This window comes from Geodermatophilus sp. SYSU D00705 (assembly GCF_054050135.1).
Map to the genome: position 1 here is coordinate 41,757 of NZ_JBJGYT010000004.1, position 19,809 is coordinate 61,565.

General features: G+C 74.9%; 21 protein-coding genes. 3 read left to right on the forward strand and 18 right to left on the reverse strand.

Going from position 1 to position 19,809, the window contains the following annotated elements:
- Positions 1 to 16 precede the first annotated feature (16 nt).
- The 16 genes from whiG to ACI78Q_RS04505 all read right to left on the reverse strand — a co-directional run bounded on the left by whiG (position 17) and on the right by ACI78Q_RS04505 (position 13,846).
- Positions 17 to 817, reverse strand: coding sequence for an RNA polymerase sigma factor WhiG (gene whiG / locus ACI78Q_RS04430; RefSeq protein WP_456922111.1), 801 nt, complete (start codon positions 815 to 817; stop codon positions 17 to 19).
- A 116-nt stretch (positions 818 to 933) separates the two neighbouring features.
- Positions 934 to 1,869 (reverse strand): tyrosine recombinase XerC, encoded by a 936-nt coding sequence (locus tag ACI78Q_RS04435; protein WP_456922112.1) that lies wholly within the window; start codon positions 1,867 to 1,869, stop codon positions 934 to 936.
- Between the two features lie 86 nt (positions 1,870 to 1,955).
- Positions 1,956 to 3,215: a DNA-processing protein DprA gene (gene dprA / locus ACI78Q_RS04440; RefSeq protein ID WP_456922113.1), complete on the reverse strand. Its 1,260-nt coding sequence runs from the start codon at positions 3,213 to 3,215 to the stop codon at positions 1,956 to 1,958.
- Positions 3,212 to 4,732, reverse strand: a complete 1,521-nt coding sequence (locus ACI78Q_RS04445; protein WP_456922114.1) for a YifB family Mg chelatase-like AAA ATPase — start codon at positions 4,730 to 4,732, stop codon at positions 3,212 to 3,214. The genes dprA and ACI78Q_RS04445 overlap by 4 nt, the downstream gene beginning before the upstream one ends.
- A complete protein-coding gene (locus tag ACI78Q_RS04450) occupies positions 4,729 to 5,088 on the reverse strand; it encodes a YraN family protein (protein ID WP_456922115.1) in 360 nt (119 codons plus the stop codon). The genes ACI78Q_RS04445 and ACI78Q_RS04450 overlap by 4 nt, the downstream gene beginning before the upstream one ends.
- 121 nt (positions 5,089 to 5,209) lie before the next feature.
- On the reverse strand, positions 5,210 to 5,530 hold the full coding sequence (locus tag ACI78Q_RS04455; protein WP_097208899.1) for a DUF2469 domain-containing protein: 321 nt from the start codon (positions 5,528 to 5,530) through the stop codon (positions 5,210 to 5,212).
- Positions 5,527 to 6,210: a ribonuclease HII gene (locus ACI78Q_RS04460; RefSeq protein ID WP_456922116.1), complete on the reverse strand. Its 684-nt coding sequence runs from the start codon at positions 6,208 to 6,210 to the stop codon at positions 5,527 to 5,529. Before ACI78Q_RS04460 ends, ACI78Q_RS04455 begins: the two co-directional genes overlap by 4 nt.
- 335 nt (positions 6,211 to 6,545) lie before the next feature.
- The gene (locus ACI78Q_RS04465; protein WP_456922117.1) at positions 6,546 to 7,259 is read right to left on the reverse strand and encodes a LuxR C-terminal-related transcriptional regulator; all 714 of its coding nucleotides are present in this window, start codon (positions 7,257 to 7,259) and stop codon (positions 6,546 to 6,548) included.
- Between the two features lie 282 nt (positions 7,260 to 7,541).
- A complete protein-coding gene (lepB, locus tag ACI78Q_RS04470) occupies positions 7,542 to 8,507 on the reverse strand; it encodes a signal peptidase I (protein ID WP_456922118.1) in 966 nt (321 codons plus the stop codon).
- A gap of 64 nt (positions 8,508 to 8,571) precedes the next feature.
- The gene (gene rplS / locus ACI78Q_RS04475) at positions 8,572 to 8,928 is read right to left on the reverse strand and encodes a 50S ribosomal protein L19 (RefSeq protein ID WP_012949994.1); all 357 of its coding nucleotides are present in this window, start codon (positions 8,926 to 8,928) and stop codon (positions 8,572 to 8,574) included.
- A 143-nt stretch (positions 8,929 to 9,071) separates the two neighbouring features.
- On the reverse strand, positions 9,072 to 9,572 hold the full coding sequence (locus tag ACI78Q_RS04480; RefSeq protein WP_456922119.1) for an NUDIX hydrolase: 501 nt from the start codon (positions 9,570 to 9,572) through the stop codon (positions 9,072 to 9,074).
- On the reverse strand, positions 9,569 to 10,309 hold the full coding sequence (trmD, locus tag ACI78Q_RS04485; protein ID WP_456922120.1) for a tRNA (guanosine(37)-N1)-methyltransferase TrmD: 741 nt from the start codon (positions 10,307 to 10,309) through the stop codon (positions 9,569 to 9,571). Before trmD ends, ACI78Q_RS04480 begins: the two co-directional genes overlap by 4 nt.
- Positions 10,306 to 10,851 (reverse strand): ribosome maturation factor RimM, encoded by a 546-nt coding sequence (gene rimM / locus ACI78Q_RS04490; protein ID WP_456922121.1) that lies wholly within the window; start codon positions 10,849 to 10,851, stop codon positions 10,306 to 10,308. The genes trmD and rimM overlap by 4 nt, the downstream gene beginning before the upstream one ends.
- A 13-nt stretch (positions 10,852 to 10,864) precedes the next feature.
- Positions 10,865 to 11,101, reverse strand: a complete 237-nt coding sequence (locus tag ACI78Q_RS04495; protein ID WP_012949998.1) for an RNA-binding protein — start codon at positions 11,099 to 11,101, stop codon at positions 10,865 to 10,867.
- A 3-nt stretch (positions 11,102 to 11,104) separates the two neighbouring features.
- Complete coding sequence (gene rpsP, locus ACI78Q_RS04500) at positions 11,105 to 11,539, reverse strand: 30S ribosomal protein S16 (RefSeq protein WP_456922122.1); 435 nt, start codon at positions 11,537 to 11,539, stop codon at positions 11,105 to 11,107.
- A 174-nt stretch (positions 11,540 to 11,713) separates the two neighbouring features.
- On the reverse strand, positions 11,714 to 13,846 hold the full coding sequence (locus ACI78Q_RS04505; protein WP_456922123.1) for a molybdopterin-containing oxidoreductase family protein: 2,133 nt from the start codon (positions 13,844 to 13,846) through the stop codon (positions 11,714 to 11,716).
- 224 nt (positions 13,847 to 14,070) lie between these two features.
- Between ACI78Q_RS04505 and ACI78Q_RS04510 the strand changes: the two genes are divergently transcribed.
- Entirely contained in the window at positions 14,071 to 15,012 is a 942-nt protein-coding gene (locus ACI78Q_RS04510) for a helix-turn-helix domain-containing protein (protein ID WP_456922124.1), read from the forward strand.
- Between the two features lie 4 nt (positions 15,013 to 15,016).
- On the opposite strand, the gene ACI78Q_RS04515 is transcribed toward ACI78Q_RS04510, so the two are convergent.
- Together ACI78Q_RS04515 and ACI78Q_RS04520 are read right to left on the reverse strand one after the other, a co-directional pair.
- A complete protein-coding gene (locus tag ACI78Q_RS04515) occupies positions 15,017 to 16,765 on the reverse strand; it encodes a proline--tRNA ligase (RefSeq protein WP_456922125.1) in 1,749 nt (582 codons plus the stop codon).
- A 233-nt stretch (positions 16,766 to 16,998) separates the two neighbouring features.
- On the reverse strand, positions 16,999 to 17,652 hold the full coding sequence (locus ACI78Q_RS04520) for a hypothetical protein (protein WP_456922126.1): 654 nt from the start codon (positions 17,650 to 17,652) through the stop codon (positions 16,999 to 17,001).
- A 123-nt stretch (positions 17,653 to 17,775) separates the two neighbouring features.
- Between ACI78Q_RS04520 and ACI78Q_RS04525 the strand changes: the two genes are divergently transcribed.
- Together ACI78Q_RS04525 and ACI78Q_RS04530 are read left to right on the forward strand one after the other, a co-directional pair.
- On the forward strand, positions 17,776 to 18,462 hold the full coding sequence (locus ACI78Q_RS04525) for a response regulator transcription factor (protein WP_456922127.1): 687 nt from the start codon (positions 17,776 to 17,778) through the stop codon (positions 18,460 to 18,462).
- Positions 18,459 to 19,709, forward strand: coding sequence for a HAMP domain-containing protein (locus ACI78Q_RS04530; protein ID WP_456922128.1), 1,251 nt, complete (start codon positions 18,459 to 18,461; stop codon positions 19,707 to 19,709). Before ACI78Q_RS04525 ends, ACI78Q_RS04530 begins: the two co-directional genes overlap by 4 nt.
- Positions 19,710 to 19,809 lie beyond the last annotated feature (100 nt).

Sequence of the window (19,809 nt, forward strand, 5' to 3'; positions counted from 1 at the left end):
CGCGACCGTCGCGCCGTCAGGCGATGTCGGCGAGCTTGGTGCGCAGGTGCAGCACGGCCTTGGTGTGCAGCTGGCAGATCCGGCTCTCGGTCACGCCGAGGACGCGGCCGATGTCGGCGAGGGTGAGGCCCTCGAAGTAGTAGAGGCTGACGACGACCTTCTCCCGCTCGGGAAGCTGCTCCACCGCCCGGGCGAGGAGCTGGCGGGCCTCCCCGTGTTCGGCCATCGCCTGCGGGTCCAGCGCGCTGGTGTCCTGCAGGGTGTCCACCAGCCGGGGTGCGCCGCCCTCGTCGTCGGAGAGCAGCTCGTCGAGGGCGACGACGTTGACCAGGGAGAGCTGCCCGAGGAACTTGCGGACCTCCTCGACGTCCATGTCCATCTCCGCAGCCACCTCCTCGTCGGTGGGGCTGCGGCGCAGCCGGCTCTCGAGGGTCGCCACCGTCCGCTCGAACTGCCGGGCCTTCATGCGCACCGAGCGCGGGATCCAGTCGGTGCTGCGCAGCTCGTCGATGATCGCGCCGCGGATGCGCGCCATCGCGTAGCTCTCGAACTTCACCTCGCGGGAGGGCTGGTACCGGGTGATCGCGTCGATCAGCCCGAAGGTGCCGTAGGAGACGAGGTCGGCCTGCTCGACGTGCGCGGGCAGGCCGCTGCCCACGCGGCCGGCGACGTACTTCACCAGCGGCGCGTAGTGCAGGATCAGCCGGTCGCGGAGGCCGGGGTCGCGGTCGGCGACGTAGGTGGCCCACAGCTCGGCCAGCGCTGCGTCGGCGTCGCCGTGGGTCTCGTCACGCCGGTGGATGGTGGCCTCGGGCACGGACGCTCTCCCGACTGGTCGGAGGCCTGCCGTCGGCAGCCTCGGGGTGGGCACTGCGGTGTGGGGCGACTCGATCGAGCGCACCCCAACTGTGTCAGACACGGGGAGCAGTCCGCTCAGGCGCGCGGGTGCGCCTGGGCGTGCACGGCACGGAGGCGCTCAACCGTCACGTGCGTGTAGATCTGGGTGGTCGCGAGGCTGGCGTGGCCCAGCAGCTCCTGCACCGAGCGCAGGTCCGCGCCGCCCTCGAGCACGTGGGTGGCCGCGGAGTGCCGCAGGCCGTGCGGACCGATGTCGGGTGCGCCCGGCGCGGCGGCCACCGCGGTGTGCACGACCCGCCGCGCCTCGCGCGGGTCCAGCCTCCGGCCGCGACGGCCGAGCAGCAGCGCGGGACCGGACTCGGCGGTGGCCAGGGCCGGCCGCCCCCGGGTGAGCCAGGCGTCGAGCGCGCGCTCGGCCGGGACGCCGTAGGGCACGCTGCGCTCCTTGCGCCCCTTGCCCAGCACCCGCAGCAGGCGGCGGCCGCGGTCGACGTCGTCCACGTCGAGCCCGACCAGCTCGCTGACCCGGATGCCGCTGGCGTAGAGCAGCTCGAGCACCAGGGCGTCGCGCAGCCCGACCGGTTCCTCGGCGTCCGCGGCGGAGTCGAGCACGGCTCGGGCCTGGTCCGGCGCGAGCACGTCGGGCAGCGTGCGGTGGGCCTTGGGGCTCACCAGCCGCAGGCCGACGTCCTCGGGGGTCAGGCCGGCGCGCCGCAGCCAGCCGGTGAAGGACCGCGCCGCCGCGGCCCGCCGGGCGGTGGTGGCCCGCCCGGCGCCCCGGGTGCGGCCCTGGGCCAACCAGCTGCGCAGGGCGGCGAGGTCGAGCTCGTCGACGCGTGTGCCACCGCGGCGGGCGAGGTGGTCCAGCAGCCAGACGGCGTCACCGACGTAACCGCGGACGGTGTGGTCGGACAGGTCCCGCTGCGTGCGCAGGTGGTCCTCGTACCCGGACAGCGCCTCGCCGAGCGCCGGCGGCAGGGCGGCGCGCGCGTCGGCGGTCCGGGCGGTCACCCCGGAACCGTCCGTCGCCGTCCGCCGGGGGTCAAGCCGCCGCGCCGACCTCCGGACCCCGGCGTCCGGTGCTCCGCCCCGCCCCGTCACCGGGTGGCGCCGGACTCCTCCTGCCGGGCGATCCGCCAGCCGGTGCCGGTCCACTCCACCAGGTCGGCGAGTTCCAGGGCCGGCAGCACCCGCATCACGTCGAGGACGTCGCACCCCGCCGTCGCGGCCAGGCGCTCGGGGCTGACGCCGTTGCGCACCGGGCAGGCGTCCAGGACCCGGACGGCGACGTCGGACAGCCCGTCACGCCGGTCGGCCGGTCGTGCCGGTGGCTCGGCGAGGTCCTCCCCCAGCCGCCCGACCGCCTCGACGACGTGGGCGGCGTTGCCCACCAGCACCGCGCCCAGGTCGACGTCGCGCAGCAGCTCGTGGCACCCGACCGACATCGCCGAGGTGACCGGACCGGGCACCACCATCACCGGCCGCCCCAGCCGGCCGGCCCGCCGCGCGGTGGCCTGGGCGCCGGACCGCGCGGCGGCCTCCACCACGACCGTGCCCCGGGTGAGCCCGGCGATGAGCCGGTTGCGCACCAGGAACCGGTGCTTGTGCGGAGCAGCGCCCGGCGGCCACTCGCTGACCAGCAGCCCCTCCTCGGCGATGCGGTGGAGGAGGGCACCGTGCGCCGCGGGGTAGACCCGGTCGATCCCGCAGGCGAGGACGGCGATCGTCGGCCCGCCCGCGGCCAGCGCGCCCCGGTGCGCCGCGGCGTCGATCCCGAAGGCGCCGCCGGAGACGACCGTCCACCCGCGCTCCCCCAGCTGGTGCCCGAGCTCCCCGGCCACGTGCTCGCCGTAGGCCGTCGACGCCCGGGCCCCGACGATCGCCACCGAGCGCTCGGCCAGTCGGTCGAGGCGGTCCCGCCCGCGGACCCACAAGGCCAGCGGCGGCACGGGGGCGGTGGTGCGCGGCGCCTGCCTGCGGGGGTCGTCGGGCTCCTCGCTGGTGGCGACCGTGAGCGCATGGAGCAGCAGCCCGGGCCACTCGTCGTCCTCCGGGACGACCAGCCGGGCTCCGCACCGCTGGGCCCGCAGCAGGTCGGCCGCCGTCGCGTCCTGGTCCACCCGGGCACCCACGAGCGCCCGGACGGCGTCGGGGGCCCGGCCGGCCCGCAGCCGCCGCACCGCCTCGACCGGCCCGGCGTCGTCGACGAACCGCCAGAAGGCGACGCTCCCCGGCTCGGCCGACCGGTTGAGCCAGGCCCGCGCACGCCGCACCGCCGGGGAGGGGAGCCCGTCGGGCCCCTGTGGCTCGACGAGCCCCTGTTCCATCTCCTCGTCCAGGTCGGGGAGGGCGCTCATGCCGCCACCCGCTGCAGCCGCATGCCGAGGGCCTCGGCGATGTCGTCGGAACCGGGCACCGTGCGGCCCGACAGGTCGGCGAGGGTCCAGGCGACGCGCAGCACCCGGTCGTAGCCACGGACCGACAGCGCCCCCCGCTCCAGCGCCCGCTCGACCAGGCGCAGCGCCGGGCGAGGTGGTGACCAGCGCTCGCGCAGCAGCCGGCCGGGGACCTGGCTGTTGAGGGTCAGGCCCGTGCCTCGCAGCCGGGCCGCGGCCGCCGCGCGCGCCTCGTGCACCCGCCCGGCCACCACCGCGGTCGGCTCCGGCGCCGAGCCGGCCTCCAGCCAGGCCGCGCGGGTGACCGCGGGCAGCTCCACCCGCAGGTCGATGCGGTCCAGCAGCGGACCGGACAGCCGGGCCCGGTACCTCCGCCGCTCCAGGGCGCTGCACGTGCAGGCGGCGTCCCCGGCGGCGCCGGCGCACGGGCAGGGGTTGGCGGCGAGCACCAGCTGCGTGCGGCACGGGAAGGTCGCCGCACCACCGGCCCGGGAGATCGTCACCTGCCCCCGCTCCAGCGGCTGGCGCAGCGTGTCGAGCACGGCCCGCGGGAACTCCGGCGCCTCGTCCAGGAAGAGGACACCGCGGTGGGCCCGGCACAGGGCCCCGGGGCGGATGAGCCCGGAGCCGCCGCCGACCAGCGCGGCCATCGTCGCCGAGTGGTGCGGCGCCTCGAACGGAGGCCGGGTGAGCAGCGGGGCGTCCGGCGGCAGCGTGCCCGCCACCGAGTGGATCGCGGTGACCTCCAGGGCCGCCTGCTCGTCGAGCTCCGGCAGCAGACCGGGCAGCCGCTCGGCCAGCATCGTCTTGCCCGCGCCCGGTGGCCCGGTCAGGAACACGTGGTGCCCGCCGGCCGCCGCCACCTCCACCGCGCGGCGGCCCACGGTCTGGCCGACGACGTCCCCCAGGTCCGCTCCGAGCGCGGGCGGGGGCAGCGGGCGGCGGGTGTGCCGGGGCAGCGCCGCTCCGCCCTGCACGTGGGCGACCAGCTCGGTCAGCGTGCCGACCGGCAGCACGTCGACGCTGTCGACCAGGGCGGCCTCCTCGGCGTTGCCCGCCGGCACCACGACCGTCCGGTGGCCCGCCCGGGCGGCGGCGAGGACCGCCGGCAGGACGCCCCGGACCGCGCGGACCGAGCCGTCGAGCCCCAGCTCGCCGAGCAGGACCAGGCCGCCCACCGACTCCCCCGGCACCGCGCCGTCCGCGGCGAGCACGGCCATGGCCAGGGCGAGGTCGAAGCCGCTGCCCTGCTTGGGCATCGATGCCGGCGACAGGCCGATGGTGATGCGGCGCATCGGCCACCGCCCTCCGGCGTTGACCACCGCCGCCCGCACGCGGTCGACCGACTGGCGGACCACGGCGTCGGGCAGGCCGACGAGGGTCACCCCCGGGACGCCGGCGGACATGTCGACCTCGACCTCGACCACCGCGCCGTGGACCCCGGCCAGCCCGACCGACCAGGTGCGTGCCAGCGTCATGAGAACGCCGCCCGCAGGTGGGTGACCAGGGCCGGTGCCGCCGGCCGGACGAGCACCCCGACGACGTCGAAACGCAGTTCGGGGGCGTGCTCCTCGTGGGCGGCCAGCCACCGCTGGGCGAGGGTCCGGAGGCGGCGTTGCTTGACCGGCCCCACCGCTTCCACCGGGTGGCCGAAGCCGACCGCCCGGCGGGTCTTCACCTCGCAGAAGACGAGCGCGTCCCCCTCGCGGGCGACGATGTCGAGCTCACCGTCACGGCAGCGCCAGTTCCGGTCGAGGACCCGCAACCCCCGGTCGGTGAGGAAGGCGGCGGCGATGCGCTCGCCGTGGGCGCCGAGATCGGATGTCGTTCGCACCAGCCGACCGTCGGCCCGCGGGGCAGCCCGCCACCAGGGCGGGATCCGGTCTGTGGACAACTCCGGCCCTGTGGACTCACGGCGACCCGGGACCGGGGTGGACGGGCACCCTGCAGGGGTGTCAGGTCAGGCGGGGCCCCTCGGGCAGCTCGAGGTCGGGCTTGTCCAGCTCCTCCACGTTGACGTCCTTGAACGTCAGCACACGCACGTTGCGCACGAACCTCGCCGGCCGGTACATGTCCCACACCCAGGCGTCGGAGAGCTTGAGCTCGAAGTAGACCTCGCCCCCCGCCTCCCGGACCTGGAGGTCCACGGCGTTGGCCAGGTAGAAGCGCCGCTCGGTCTCCACCACGTAGGTGAACTGCCGGACGATGTCCCGGTACTCGCGATAGAGCTGCAGCTCCATCTCGGTCTCGTACTTCTCCAGGTCCTCGGTGCTCATCGAGACTCTCCGGACACATGGCGCATGGCCCCATCATCGACCATGTCGGTGGAGCCGGTCAGCTGGGATGCCCGTTCGGCGTGTGCAGCCCCGGCCCGGGCCACGTTGACGAAGCGCATGCGGTGCTCCGGGCAGGGGCCGTGACGGTCCAGCGCGGCGGTGTGCACGTCGGTGATGTAGCCCTTGTGGCCGGCGAAGTCGTACTCGGGCCAGCGCTCGTGCAGGTCGAGCATGATCCGGTCCCGCGTGACCTTCGCGAGCACGGAGGCCGCGGCGACGCAGGCAGCCACCCGGTCGCCCTTCCAGACCGCGAGGGTGGGCCGGGCCAGGCCCGGCACGGGGAAGCCGTCGGTGAGCACGTAGTCCGCGCCCGGGTCGAGGTTCCACACGGCCCGCCGCAGCGCCTCGATGTTGGTGACGTGCATGCCCCGGGCGTCGAGGTCGGCCACGGGGATGACGACGACCGACCAGGCGACGGCCCGATCCAGGATCTCGTCGTGGACCCGTTCCCGGGTGGCCGGGGACAGCAGCTTGGAGTCGGCCAGCCCGGGCACGCGTCCGCGCCGTCCGGGGGGCAGCACGCAGGCGGCGGCGACGAGCGGACCGGCACACGCGCCACGACCGGCCTCGTCGGCGCCCGCGATGGCGGCGAAGCCACGGCGGCGCAGCGACCGCTCCATCTCCCACAGAGCGTCGGGGCGGTCCTCGACCGGCGCCGCCTTCCGGAGGCGCGCGCCGCGGACTGGGGTGGGACTCAGGACCATCGCGGTCCGACAGTACGACCCGGGGGTGACGAGAGGGACGCACTCCCCCGGCCGGGCAGCCGGGCCGCCGACCGAGGCGGTCGCGGAGACGCCACGGGCCGGCCCCCGGGGTCAGAGGGGGCCGGCCCATGGACGGTCGGGCCCGGAGGGCCCGTGGTGCCCGGCGGACCGCCGAGGAGGCGGACGGTCCGGACAGGCATCCCGGTCGGTCACCGGCGGCGGTGCCACCGGCGGGACCGGGAGGTCGGGGATCAGACCTCGGCGGGCGCGGCCGGCGCGAGGCCGTGGGCGCCGCAGGTGCAGCCGCCGTTGCGCGAGGAGAGCACCAGGGACACCGCGTGCGCCCGGTCGCGGGCACCCAGCTTGCGCAGGATGGCCTTGACGTGGGACTTCACGGTGTCCTCGCTGATGAACAGGTTGCGGCCGATCTGCCGGTTCGACTGGCCCTGGATCAGCTCGTCGAGGACGTCGGACTCGCGCCGGGTCAGCGGCACCTCCGGGGTGAACGGCTTGGCGGCGGGAGTGGCGGAGGGCTCCACGCGGCGGATCTGCGGGTCGACGACCGTGCGGCCGGCACGCGCGGCCAGGATCGCCCAGCCCAGCAGGGTCGGCGAGGTGTTGATCATGAGGTACCCGCGGACGCCGGCGGCCAGCGCCTCGTTCACCACGGCGGGGTCCTCGGAGGTGCCGACGGCGACGATCGTCACCTGCGGGCTCCGGCGGCGCAGGTCGCGGCAGGCGTTCAGCGTGGCGGCGCGGCCGTGGCCCAGCTCGACGACGACGGCGTCCGGGCGGGCGGTCTCGAAGAGGGTCAGCGCCCGGCGCAGCTCGCCCGGCGTCCCGACCGACTGCATGCCGGCGGTCTCGTTGATCATGCTCACCAGGCCCCGGCGCAGGACGGGGGCGTCGGCGAGGATGAGCACGCGGGTGACGCCGCGGGCGGTGCTACCCAGGGGTGCGGACACAACTGACTCCGTTTCACACAATCGGGAACTCTCACAATGTCCATCGGACGGGTGAGACCGTTGCTTGAACAGTTTCCGGAGATTTCTCAGCAGAATTCTCGGAGTCATCCCGGGGGCACGGATTCCCGTAGTCGTCGTCACACGAGAATCACCGGAAAGGTGACCGGTGAACAGATGTCGACATGGCGACGCCATTCTTCGAATGCGTATCACGGCGCCGGGACGACGAGACCCGCCCTCCCCGGGAGCGGGAGGGCGGGTCTCGGACGGCGGTGGAGCGGATCAGCGCCGGCGTCGATGTCGTCGCCAGGCGGCCACGGGCACGGCACCGACCAGGCCGAGCGCGTAGGGGGCGGCCAGCGCCGTCGCACCGGACTCCGGCACGGCCTGCCCCGCCCCCGGCGCCGAGGCCTCGAGGCCCTGGATGTCGGGCGAGCCGAGCGTGTCGAAGCGTTCCAGAGGCCAGACGATGAGCGCGGCCTTGCCGATGACGTCGTCCACACCGATCGTGCCGGCGTAGCGGTCGCCCACGTGGACGCGGGAATCCGCCGACGCCGACCGGTGGTCACCCATGACCCACAGCCGGCCCTCCGGCACGGTGACCGGGCCGAACGCGCGCTGCTCCGGCGGGGAGTCCTGGTAGATGTAGGGCTCGTCCAGCGGCTCGCCGTCGACGGTGACCCGCCCCTCGGGGTCGCAGCACTGCACGGTCTGGCCCTCGGTGGCGATGACCCGCTTGACGAAGTCGTCCTCACTGGGCGGGGCCACGCCCACCGCGCGCCCCAGCCACAGCAGCCCACCGGAGAGCCAGTTGCTCGGCTCGGCGACGTCGACCTCGGGTGACCAGGTGTCCGGCCCCTCGAAGACGACGATGTCGCCGGGCTCGGGCTCGCCGAACCAGTACGGCACCTTGTTGACCAAGACCCGGTCACCGGTACACCCGGGGCAGCCGTGCAGCGTCTGCTCCATCGACCCCGAGGGGATGAAGAAGGCCTGCACCAGGAAGGTCTTCACCAGCAGCGCGAGGACGAACGCCACGAGCAGCAGCACCGGCAGCTCCCGCAGCAGCGAGCCCTTCTTCGGCGCCTGCTGCCGCTCCCGCCGGCGCTGCCGGCGCGAGACGGGGGCCACCGGCCCGGTGTCGTCGCCGATGCCGCCACTCCTGGCGGACCCGTCGGCTGCGGCCCCGCGGGGCTCCTCGCCCTCCGGAACGACGTCGGCGGGCCACCCGGGCCGGTCACTGCTCATCGAGAGCCAGCGTACGGCGCGGGAGACCCGCCGCGGTCAGGCCGGGACCCGGCCGGAGAGCGTGTCAGCGCGAGACGGTCTCGCGCTTCTCCTTGATCTTGGCGGCCTTGCCGCGCAGCTCGCGGAGGTAGTACAGCTTGGCGCGGCGCACGTCACCGCGGGTCAGCACCTCGATCTTCTCGACGACGGGGGTGTGCACCGGGAAGGTGCGCTCCACGCCGACACCGAAGCTGACCTTGCGGACGGTGAAGGTCTCCCGGATGCCACCGCCCTGACGGCGGATGACCACACCCTGGAAGACCTGGATGCGCGAGCGGTTGCCCTCGATGACGCGCACGTGCACCTTGACGGTGTCGCCCGGGCGGAACTCGGGGATGTCGTCGCGCAGCGAATCGGCGTCGAGTACGTCCAGGGTGTTCATCTCGGCAGTCCTGTCCTAGCGGTTACGTCTTCACGGTGCGGACAGCGAGCGGCCCCGGCTGTCCGATCCGGGGAGCTGCGCTCCGGGAGGAGCTCCCGTCGAGGGGCCGACGGTCCGCAGCAGCTCTCTACTGTGCCACATCTTCAGGCGACGAAGCGCGGCGGCCCCGTCCACGGGCCCGCGAGGAGCTCCGGGAGCAGCGCGGCGAGCTCCCGCGGCGCGAAGTCCACGGCCGCCTCCGCGACCTCCGCGGTGCTCCACCAGCGGTGCGGTTCCTCCCCCAGCAGCTCCAGCTCCGTGCGGCCGCTCGGGTCGATCTCGTGGACGACGTCCCGCAGGACGAAGAAGGTCTCCCGCGAGTCGATCTGCACCCCGGCGAAGGGGCCGACGTGTCGCCGGAACCACACCGGGCCCTCGAGCGCGGCGGGGGCCACGACCAGCCCGATCTCCTCGGCCAGCTCCCGGACGGCGGCGTCGCGCACGCTCTCGCCGTCCTCCACGCCGCCGCCGGGCGTGTACCAGAACAGCACGTCACCCGGCGGGACGGCGGGGTCGGTCAGCCGGGCGCCGAGCAGGAGCACCCGCCCGGCGGGGTCCAGGACGACGACCCGCGCGGTCGGGCGCACCCACGGGCGGTCGGTCACAGCTCGTCCAGCACCGCCCGGTCGGCGGGCGCGAGCGCGTCGTCGGGGAGGGCGGCCAGGAGGTCGGGACGGCGGGCCGCGGTCCGGCGCAGCGACTCCGCGCGCCGCCACCTCGCGATCGCGGCGTGGTCGCCGGAGAGCAGGACCGGGGGGACGTCGTGTCCCCGCCACGAGGCCGGACGGGTGTAGGACGGCCCCTCCAGGAGGCCGTCGGCGTGCGAGTCGTACTCGACGGACTCCCGGTTGCCCACCACGCCCGGCAGCAGGCGGGTGACCGCCTCCACCATGACCAGGACGGCGGACTCGCCGCCGGCGAGCACGTAGTCGCCGATCGAGACCTCGGACACGGGGCCGGCGTCGGCCGCCCAGTCGGCGACCCGCTGGTCGATGCCCTCGTAGCGGCCGCAGGCGAAGACGAGACCCGGCTCACGAGCCCACTCCGCCGCCGTGGCCTGCGTGAAGGGACGCCCGGCGGGGGTGGGCACGACCAGCCGGGTACCGGGCGGGCGGACCGCCTCCAGCGCCCGGCCCCACGGCTCGGGGCGCATGACCATGCCGGGACCGCCGCCGTACGGGGAGTCGTCGACCGTGCGGTGGAGGTCGTCGGTCCACTGCCGCAGGTCGTGCACGCCGATGCTGACCAGTCCGCGCTCGGCGGCCTTGCCCAGCAGGGACTGGCGCAGCGGGGACAGGTACTCGGGGAAGATCGTGACGACGTCGACGCGGAAGGCACTCACAGGTCCAGCAGACCCTCCGGCGGGTCGACGACGGCGACGCCACCGGCCAGGTCGACGGTCGGCACGATCGCGGTCACGAACGGGATGAGCAGCTGGCCGCCCTCGACCCGGCGGACGACGAGCAGGTCGGCGCCCTCGTGCCGCACGGCGACGACCTCGCCGAGGACGGTGCCGTCGGGCAGGCGCGCGCTGAGGCCGACCAGCTGGTGGTCGTAGAAGGCGTCCGGGTCCTCGAGCTCGGGGAGGTCGATGACCGGGACGTGCAGTTCGGTGTTGCGGTACTCCTCGGCGGCCTCGCGGCTGTCGACCACGCGGCCGCCGGGGCCCTCGAACTGCAGGAGGAGCACGTCGCGGTGCCACCGCCGTCCGGTGACGGTGAGGGGCCCGCGCTCGGCGGGATCGGTCCGCAGGACCGCCCCGGGGACGAACCGGAGGTCGGGGTCGTCGGTGCGGACCTCGACGGTCACCTCACCACGGACACCGTGGGGCCGGCCGATGCGGCCGACCACCACGGTGTCGGTGGGATCGTTCTCAGTGCTCAACGAGGGCAGGCGCTCAGCGCCCGTCGGTGTCGACGACGTCGACCCGCAGGCCGCGCCCCCCGACGCCGGTCATCACGGTGCGCAGCGCCTTGGCGGTGCGGCCGCCACGGCCGATGACCTTGCCGAGGTCGTCGGGGTGCACCCGGACCTCGAGGGTCTTGCCGCGGCGGTTGCTGAGCAGGTCGACCGTGACGTCCTCGGGGTGGTCGACGATGCCCTTGACCAGGTGCTCGAGCGCCTCTTCGAGCACGTCTTACTCGGCGGGCGTCTCGGCGGCGGCAGCCGCGTCGTCGGCCTTGGGAGCGGCCTTCTTCTTCGGCGTGGTGGCGCCGGTGGCCGGCTCCTCGGCACCGGAGTTGCGGACGGCCTCCTCGTAGAGGGCCTTCTTGTCCGGCTTCGGGGCGGCGACCTTCATGGGCGGCGGGGCCGGCTCGCCCTTGAACTTCTGCCAGTCACCGGTGACCCGGAAGATGGCGGCGACGGCCTCGGTCGGCTGCGCGCCGACACCCAGCCAGTACTGCGCCCGCTCGGAGTCGACCTCGATGTAGGAGGGGTCCTCCTTCGGGTGGTACTTGCCGATCGTCTCGATCGAGCGGCCGTCCCGCTTGGTGCGGGCGTCGGCGACGACGATGCGGTAGTACGGCGCGCGCATCTTGCCCAGGCGCATGAGCTTGATCTTGGTGGCCACGGTGTGTGGTGTTCTCCTCGAACGCAGGTCGTGTGCCCGCCCGTGCGGCGCGTGGGGGTACGCCGGGGGCGGTGCGGCTGGACACGGCCGGCAACGGTGAGAGGGCCGCCCACCGCCGTGTTCGACCCACCATCATGCCAGATCCCGCCGAGCCGGCTCTCCGGCCGGTCGTGCTCAGGCCGGCCGCACGTCGACGAGGTTGTCGGAGAACGTCGGCGCCCGGCCCAGGTCGGCGAAGACCGAGGGGCTCAGCGCGTTCACCGTGGCGCCGCCGGCGTGCTTGCGCCAGCCGCCCATCGGCGAGACCACCACGCCCGGAGCGACGTCGTCGGTGACGTGCAGCCGGGCGGCGAACCGGCCGCGGTCGTTGACCACGCAGACCGGCGCGCCGTCGGCCAGCCCCCGGGCCGCGGCGTCGGCCGGGTGCACGTGGACGACGGTGTCCCCGCCCTGCACCCGCTGCTGCCCCGGCCGGTCGGCGAAGCTCGAGTTGAGGTAGGCGTGCGACTTCGGTGACAGCAGCGTGAGCGGGTAGGGCCCGGAGCCGGGCGCCTCGCGGGGCGGCACGTAGTGCGGCAACGGGTCGACCGGCTCGCCGGACAGGTGGTCGGTGCAGCCCTGACGGAACAGCGGCAACACGAAGTTCCCGCCGGCGGCGGCCGAGGACAGGAACTCGACCTTCCCCGACGGCGTCGGGAAGCCACCCTCGGCGTGCGGCGCGTACTCGTCGGGGCCGGGCAGCCGCAGCCGGGCCCAGCCGTCGCGCTCGAGCGTCTCCGGCGTGATGCCCTCCAGCACCGGGGACGACCAGTCGAACGCCGCCGCCACCATCTCCTCATCGGTGCGCGTGAAGACCGGCTCGGTGAAGCCCATGCGCGCGGCCAGGCGGCGGAACAGCTCGGTGTTGGGCACCGCCTCCCCCAGCGGGGCGATCGCCGGGAGGTTCATGGTCACGTAGAGGTGGCCCCACGAGAACATCAGGTCGCGCTGCTCCAGCTGGGTGGTGGCCGGCAGCACGAAGTCGGCGAAGTCGGCGGTGTCGGTCATGAAGTGCTCGCTGACGACGGTGAACAGGTCCTCCCGTGCCAGCCCCGCCAGCAACTCGTCCTGCTCCGGACAGACCACCAGCGGGTTGCTGTTGTAGACCATCAGCGCCCGGATCGGCGGGTCCAGCTCGAGCTTCCCGGTCAGCGCGCGGCCGAGCAGCCACTGGTTGACCACGCGGGTGCCGGGACGGATGAACTCGGCGCCGAGGAACGCCGGCCAGTTCACCGGGAAGGCCCACAGCGGCAGCTGCAGCAGCCCGCCGCCGGGCTTCCGCCACGCCCCGGTGAGGGCCGGCAGGCAGGAGATCGCCCGCACGGTCTGCCCGCCGCCGGCGTGCCGCTCGATCGCCACGCCGATGCGGATGACCGACGGGCTGGCCGCCGCGTACTCGCGGGCGAGGGTGCGGATGTCCTCGGCCGGGATGCCGGTCTCGCCGCTGGCCCACTCCGGGGTGTACTGCCGGACCCGCTCGGCGAGCTCCTCGAAGCCCACGGTGTACCGGGCCACGTAGTCCTCATCGGTCAGTCCCTCGCCGATGATCACGTGCATCATCGCCAGCGCCAGCGCGCCGTCGGTGCCCGGGCGGATGGGGATGTACCAGTCCGCGTGCGCCGCCGTCCGGTGCCGGACCGGGTCGATGACGACGACCTTGGCGCCCCGGCGCTGCGCCTCGGCGACGAACGGCCACAGGTGCAGGTTGGTGCTGAGCATGTTGTTGGCCCAGATGACGATGTAGCGCGCGTGCACGAACGACTCGGGATCCACGCCGGCGGTCGCGCCCACCGTCATCGCGTACGCGGTGCACGAGCCCGAGTCGCAGTAGGTGCGCTCGCTGATGGTGGCACCCAGCCGGTTGAAGAACGGGTCGCCGACGTTGAGGCCGTTGAGGATGCCCTGGGTGCCCAGGTAGCTCACCGGCATGATCGCCTCCGGTCCGGAGGTCTGCGCGATCTCGGTGAAGCGGGCGGCGATCTCGTCCAGCGCGGCGTCCCAGGAGATCCGCTCGAACCGGCCACTGCCCTTGGGGCCGGTCCGCCGCATCGGGTGCAGCACGCGGTCGGGGCTGTAGACGGTGCGCTCGTAGTCGTTCATCTTCACGCAGAGCCCGCCGCGGGTGAACGGGTGCGACCGGGCGCCCCGCACGCGGGTGGCGACGCCGTCCACGACCGTCACGTCGAACGCGCAGGTGTCCGGGCAGTCGCACGGGCAGGCCCCGTGCACGGTCTTCGTCCCGGGCATCGGCAGGTCGGTCAGGGTCATGGTGGCCTCCTCGCTCGGGGGCGGACCCCGAAGGCGTCCGGTGCCGCCGATCGTGGCGCGCCGGCGGGCCACGGCCTCGACGTCGCGTGCCAGGTCCTCGACGTCCAGCGCCGGAACGCCCGTGCCTTCCGCCTGGCTGCGCGGCGTGGCAGCCTCCCCTCGGACCCGCCTGGTCCGGACCGGTGCTGCGCAGGCCCGCGCGGCCGACCGTCAGCGAGGCCGCCATGCCGACATCGACGACCGCCCGCTCCGCCGGGGTCCGGTCCTGGCGGGACCTGCTCGGCGAGCACTTCGTGGACCTCGACGTCTCCCCCGCCACCGACGACCTCCTGGACGGCGAGGTGCACAGCCGGACCGTGGGGTCGCTGCAGTTGTCGCGGGTGCGGTCGGTCGACCAGCTGGCCCGGCGGACCGCCGGCCTGGCGCGGACGGATCCGCGGCACTTCGTGCAGGTCGGGCTGCTCGAGCGGGGCGCGGCCCGGTTGCAGCAGGACGGGCGCGACTGCCGGCTGCACCCCGGTGACTACGCCTTATACGTGACCGACCGCCCGTTCACCTGGGAGCTGCGGGCCGCGCCGGGTTCGCCGTCCTGGTCGCTGCTGGTGCTCACCTGGTGCCGGCCGGACCCGGCGGCGCCCGCGCACGCCCTCACCGCCCGGCGGATGGACGGCCGGCGCGGGCTCACGGGGGTGCTCGGCCGCATGCTGACCGACCTGGTGCACAGCGACGACGCCGGCGACGCCGACCCCGGGGACCGTCTCGCCGGGGAGCTGCTCGAGCTGGTCACCACCGCGGCCGGCGCGGGGGTACCGCAGCCGGGGACGGCGCGGTCGGACCGCGACCTGATGGCGGCCGTGCGGGCGCACGTGGAGGAGCACCTGGCCGACGCCGCCCTCGACCCACGCTCGATCGCGGCCGCCCACTTCGTCTCGGTGCGGCAGCTGCACCGGCTGTTCGCCGGCGAGGAGGACACCGTGGCCCGCTACATCCGGCGACGGCGCCTGGAGCGGGCCCGCGAGGAGCTGGCCCGCAGCGGCGCGCGGGAGCTACCGCTCACCGCCGTCGCGCACCGCTGCGGGTTCGCCGACCCGTCGGTCTTCGGTCGCGCCTTCCGGGCGGCCTACGGCGTGACGCCTTCCCGGTACCGGGCGCTGGTGCGGGGCTGACCGCTCAGCCGCGGACGGCGGCCAGCACGCGGGTCGCGGCGTCGGCGACCGGCACCTCCTCACGCTCCCCGGTCGCCCGGTCGCGCAGCTCGACCACGCCCTCGGCCAGGCCGCGGCCGACCGTGACGATCGTCGGCATCCCGAGCAGCTCGGCGTCCTTGAACTTCACGCCGGGCGACACCTTGGGACGGTCGTCGAGGAGCACGGTCAGCCCCGCACCCACCAGCTGGCCGGCCAGGGCCTCGGCCGCCTCGAACACCGCGGCGTCCTTGCCGGTGGCGACCACGTGCACGTCGGCCGGCGCGATCTCGCGCGGCCACACGAGGCCGAGCTCGTCGTGGGTGGACTCCGCGATCGCGGCCACGGCCCGGGAGACGCCGATGCCGTAGGAGCCCATCGTCACCGTGACCAGCTTGCCGTTCTCGTCGAGCACCTCCAGGTCCAGTGCCTCGGCGTACTTGCGGCCGAGCTGGAAGATGTGACCGATCTCCACCCCGCGGGCCAGCTCGAGGGGCCCGGAACCGTCGGGCGCGGGGTCACCCGGCAGCACCTCGGCGGCCTCGACGACGCCGTCCCAGCTGAAGTCGCGGCCGGCGACGAGGTCGAACACGTGCTTGCCGGCCTCGTTGGCGCCGGTGATCCAGCGCGTGCCCGGGACGACCCGCGGGTCGACGAGGAAGCGGATGCCCGACGCGCTGTCGGTGCCCAGCACCTGCGGACCGATGTAGCCCTTGACCAGCTCCGGGTGCTTCTCGAACTCGGTGAACGGCTCCACCTCGGCCGGGGCGACCTGCGCCTCCAGGCGCTTGGCGTCGACCTCCCGGTCGCCGGGGATGCCGATGACCAGCGGCTCGCGGGTGCCGTCGGGGTGCACCAGCGTGACGACGACGTTCTTCAGCGTCGAGGCGGCCGTGTACCCGGCGTCCGGGAACAGCTGCTGCGCCACCGCCACCAGCGTCTCGATGGTCGGGGTGTCGGGGGTGTCCTCGACGTGGGCCTCGGGCAGGCCGTCCAGCGGGATCGCGTCGGGGACGACGGTGGAGACCGCCTCCACGTTGGCGGCGTAACCGCCGGCGGAGCGGACGAAGGTGTCCTCGCCGATCTCGGTCGGGTGGAGGAACTCCTCGCTCTTCGACCCGCCCATCGCGCCGGACATCGCGGAGACGATCACGTACTCCAGGCCGAGCCGGTCGAAGATCTTGATGTAGGCGTCGCGGTGGGCGGCGTAGGACTTGTCCAGGCCGGCGTCGTCGACGTCGAAGGAGTAGCTGTCCTTCATCGTGAACTCGCGGCCGCGCAGCAGCCCGGCCCGCGGCCGCGCCTCGTCCCGGTACTTGGTCTGGATCTGGTACAGCGACAGCGGGAGGTCCTTGTACGACGAGTACAGGTCCTTCACCAGGAGCGTGAACATCTCCTCGTGCGTGGGACCGAGCAGGTGGTCGACGCCGCGGCGGTCCTGGAGCCGGAACAGGTTGTCGCCGTACTCGGTCCAGCGGCCGGTCGCCTCGTAGGGCTCCCGCGGCAGCAGCGCCGGGAAGTGCACCTCCTGCGCGCCCATCGCGTCCATCTCCTCGCGGACGACGCGCTCGACGTTGCGGAAGACCCGGTAGCCCAGGGGCAGCCAGGTGAAGCCGCCGGGAGCCGCGCGCCGGATGTAGCCGGCCCGCACCAGCAGGCGGTGGCTCGGCACCTCCGCGTCGGCGGGGTCGTCACGCAGGGTGCGCAGGAACAGGGTCGACATCCGCAACAGCACGACGACATTGTCGGCCTACCGGCCGACACCGCGACCAGGTGCCCTCCCGCAGCGCCGCGGAGCCCTCCCCGTGTCCCCGCCGGGAGGGCCTCCGGCCCCCCGCGACGGGCCCACCCGCGACCAGGTGCCGACCGATCAGCGCGAGTGGGCAGTTGGCGCCGCCGTGACCGGCGTGTCCGCGCGCGTCGGCGACACTGACTGCCCACTCACAACTGGTCGGACGACAGCTCCGTTCAGTCGTCGCTGCCGCGGCCGCGCCCGCGGTCGTCACCGGGGCCGTCGTCGGACCCGTGACCGCCGCCGACCCGGCCCGCGGAGTCGTCACCGGGCGGGTCGTCGGAGCCGTGCCCCCCGCCGACGCGGCCGGCGGAGTCGTCCACGCCCGCCCCCGCAGGCGCGGAGACGCTCGGCGAGGAGGACGCCGACCACGGACTGGAGTCCTCCGGCTCGTTGTCGTCGGACCGCACGCCCTCGTCGAAGAACGACGGCGCGCCGTCGGTGCAGGCGACGTGCACCTCGACCTTCTGGGAGGGGCTCTCGAACTCCACCTCCCCGCCGGCGTCCTGGTCGTCGAGCCACCAGCCCACCGCCGGCGCCGCGGCCAGCTGCAGCACGCCGCCGTCGCACGAGGCGTAGATGGTGCCGCCGACGGTGACGTACTCCCCGGACGCCGGCGCCGCGACGGGCGGGTCGGGCTGGGGTACCGGCGTGGAGTCGGCCTCCGCGCTCGGCACGGAAGGGGTCGAGGCCGCCGACCCGGTGGCGGCGGCCGGCTGGGCGAGCGGGGTCCGGTCGGCGTCCACGAAGGAGACGGCGAGGAACCCGAGCCCGACGGCCGAAGCCGCCGACGCGGTCCAGAGAGCTCCGAAGGCCACGATTCGCTTCATGGCGAGGACTCTGTCGCCGGGTCGGTTAAGGCCACCTCAAGAGCGTGACAAGGGCAGGGACCGATCTCATCCCCCTGGGTGGGGGGCCATCGGAACGGGCCGGATCGGCGCTAGCGTCCCGCCGTGGCCCAGCTCCTGGTCGTGGAGGACGACGAGCGGATCCGTACCGCCCTGATCCGGGCCCTGCGAGAACGCGGGCACGCCGTCAGCTCGGCGGGCACCGCGCTGGCGGGGCTCCAGCTGGCGGTCGAGGAGCGGCCGGACCTCGTCGTCCTCGACCTCGGGCTGCCCGACCTCGACGGCGGCGAGCTGCTGCGCATGCTGCGCGCGGTGTCGGCGGTCCCGGTCATCGTCGCCACCGCCCGGGACGACGACGGGAGCGTGGTGGCCGCCCTGGACGCGGGCGCGGACGACTACGTGGTCAAGCCGTTCTCCGCCGGCCAGCTCGAGGCCCGCATCCGCGCGGTGCTGCGGCGCGCCTCCGGGGTGGAGAGCGGGCCGGAGCCGGTGACGGTCGGCGACCTCACCGTGGACCCCCGCAGCCGCCGGGTCACCCACGCCGGCGCACCGGTCGACCTCTCCCCCAAGGAGTTCGACCTGCTCGCCTACCTGGCCGCCCGCCCCGGCACCGTGGTGTCCAAGCGGGAACTGCTCACCGAGGTGTGGCAGCTGCCCTACGGCGGGTCGGACAAGACCGTCGACGTCCACCTGTCGTGGCTGCGCCGCAAGCTCGGCGAGTCCGCCGCCGAGCCCCGGCTGCTGCAGACCGTCCGCGGGGTGGGCGTCCGCCTGACCGAGCCCGAACGGTGAGGCGCCGGATCACCCTGCTGGTGGCGGCGACGACGTCGGTCGTCCTGCTGGCGTTCCTGTTGCCCGCGGCGGTCCTCGTCGCGCGCGTGGCCGAGGCGCGGGCGGTGGACACCGCCCAGGCGCGGCTGCAGGCGCTCATCCCGAGCGTCGGCCTCGACGAGCGCGAGGAGGTGGCGTCCGCGCTCGCCGTCGACGACGGCCGCGCGGTCACCGTGCGCTGGAGCGACGGGACGTGGCTGGGTCCCGAGGGCGTGCTGGGTGCCGGTCCGGCCCCGGCGGGCGCGGAAGAGCGCGAGAGCGACGACGGCGTCCACCTGCTCCAGCCGGTCCGCCGCGAGGGCGGGACGGCGGTGGTCGAGGTGTTCGTGCCGGCGGCCGAGCTGCGCGCCGACGTCCCGCGGACGTGGCTGGTGCTGGGCGGACTGGGCGCCGTCCTGCTGGTGCTCGCCCTGCTGGTCGCCGACCTGCTGGCCCGCTCGCTCACCCACCCCGTCACCGACCTGGCGACGACGGCCCACCGGCTCGGCAGCGGCGACCTGTCGGCGCGCGTGACCCCGGCCGGGCCGGACGAGGTGCGCGAGGTCGGCGTCGCGGTGAACCGGCTGGCCGGCCGGATCGGTGAGCTGCTGGCCGCGGAGCGGGAGTCCGCCGCGGACCTGGCGCACCGGCTGCGCACGCCCCTCACCGCGCTGCGGCTGGACGTCGAGGCGCTGCCGCCGGCCGACCGCGATCGGATCGCGGGTGACGTCGACGCGCTCACCCGCGGCATCGACGAGGTGATCTCCGAGGCCCGGCGCCCGGTGCGGGAGGGGCTCGGCGCGGGCTGCGACGCGGTCGCCGTCGTGGGCGAGCGGGTGCGGTTCTGGTCGGTGCTGGCCGAGGAGGAGGACCGCGCGCTCACCGTGGACCTCCCGGAGGAGCCCCTGCCGGTCCGGGTCGCGACCGCGGACCTCGGTGCCGCCGTCGACGCGCTGCTCGGCAACGTCTTCGCGCACACCCCCGACGGCACCGGCCTGCGGGTCGCCGTCCGCCCCCGGGACGGCGGGGGTGCGGAGGTGACGGTGGCCGACGACGGTCCGGGTCTGCCGGCGACCGCGGTCGCTCGGGGGCACAGCGGCGCGGGCTCCACCGGGCTCGGGCTGGACATCGCCCGCCGGACCGCCGAGGGCTCCGGCGGCACGATGCGGGTGGGCGCCTCCCCCGCCGGCACGACCGTCACCCTCGACCTGGGCCCGCCTGCGGCGTGATCCGTCGGCCCACCGGCCGACACCGCGGCCTCGTGCCGTCCCCGGCGCTGCGGAGCTCGCCCCGTGTCCCCGCCGGGGACCCTCCGGGCCCCGCGCCGGG

Coding starts and splice junctions, on each gene's coding strand:
- dprA (WP_456922113.1), bottom strand. CDS start 3,215: ATGAGCGCCCTCCCCGACCTGGACGAGGAGATGGAACAGGGGCTCGTC.
- ACI78Q_RS04445 (WP_456922114.1), bottom strand. CDS start 4,732: ATGACGCTGGCACGCACCTGGTCGGTCGGGCTGGCCGGGGTCCACGGC.
- ACI78Q_RS04455 (WP_097208899.1), bottom strand. CDS start 5,530: ATGAGCACCGAGGACCTGGAGAAGTACGAGACCGAGATGGAGCTGCAG.
- ACI78Q_RS04460 (WP_456922116.1), bottom strand. CDS start 6,210: ATGGAGCGGTCGCTGCGCCGCCGTGGCTTCGCCGCCATCGCGGGCGCC.
- lepB (WP_456922118.1), bottom strand. CDS start 8,507: ATGAGCAGTGACCGGCCCGGGTGGCCCGCCGACGTCGTTCCGGAGGGC.
- rplS (WP_012949994.1), bottom strand. CDS start 8,928: ATGAACACCCTGGACGTACTCGACGCCGATTCGCTGCGCGACGACATC.
- ACI78Q_RS04505 (WP_456922123.1), bottom strand. CDS start 13,846: ATGACCCTGACCGACCTGCCGATGCCCGGGACGAAGACCGTGCACGGG.
- ACI78Q_RS04510 (WP_456922124.1), top strand. CDS start 14,071: ATGCCGACATCGACGACCGCCCGCTCCGCCGGGGTCCGGTCCTGGCGG.
- ACI78Q_RS04520 (WP_456922126.1), bottom strand. CDS start 17,652: ATGAAGCGAATCGTGGCCTTCGGAGCTCTCTGGACCGCGTCGGCGGCT.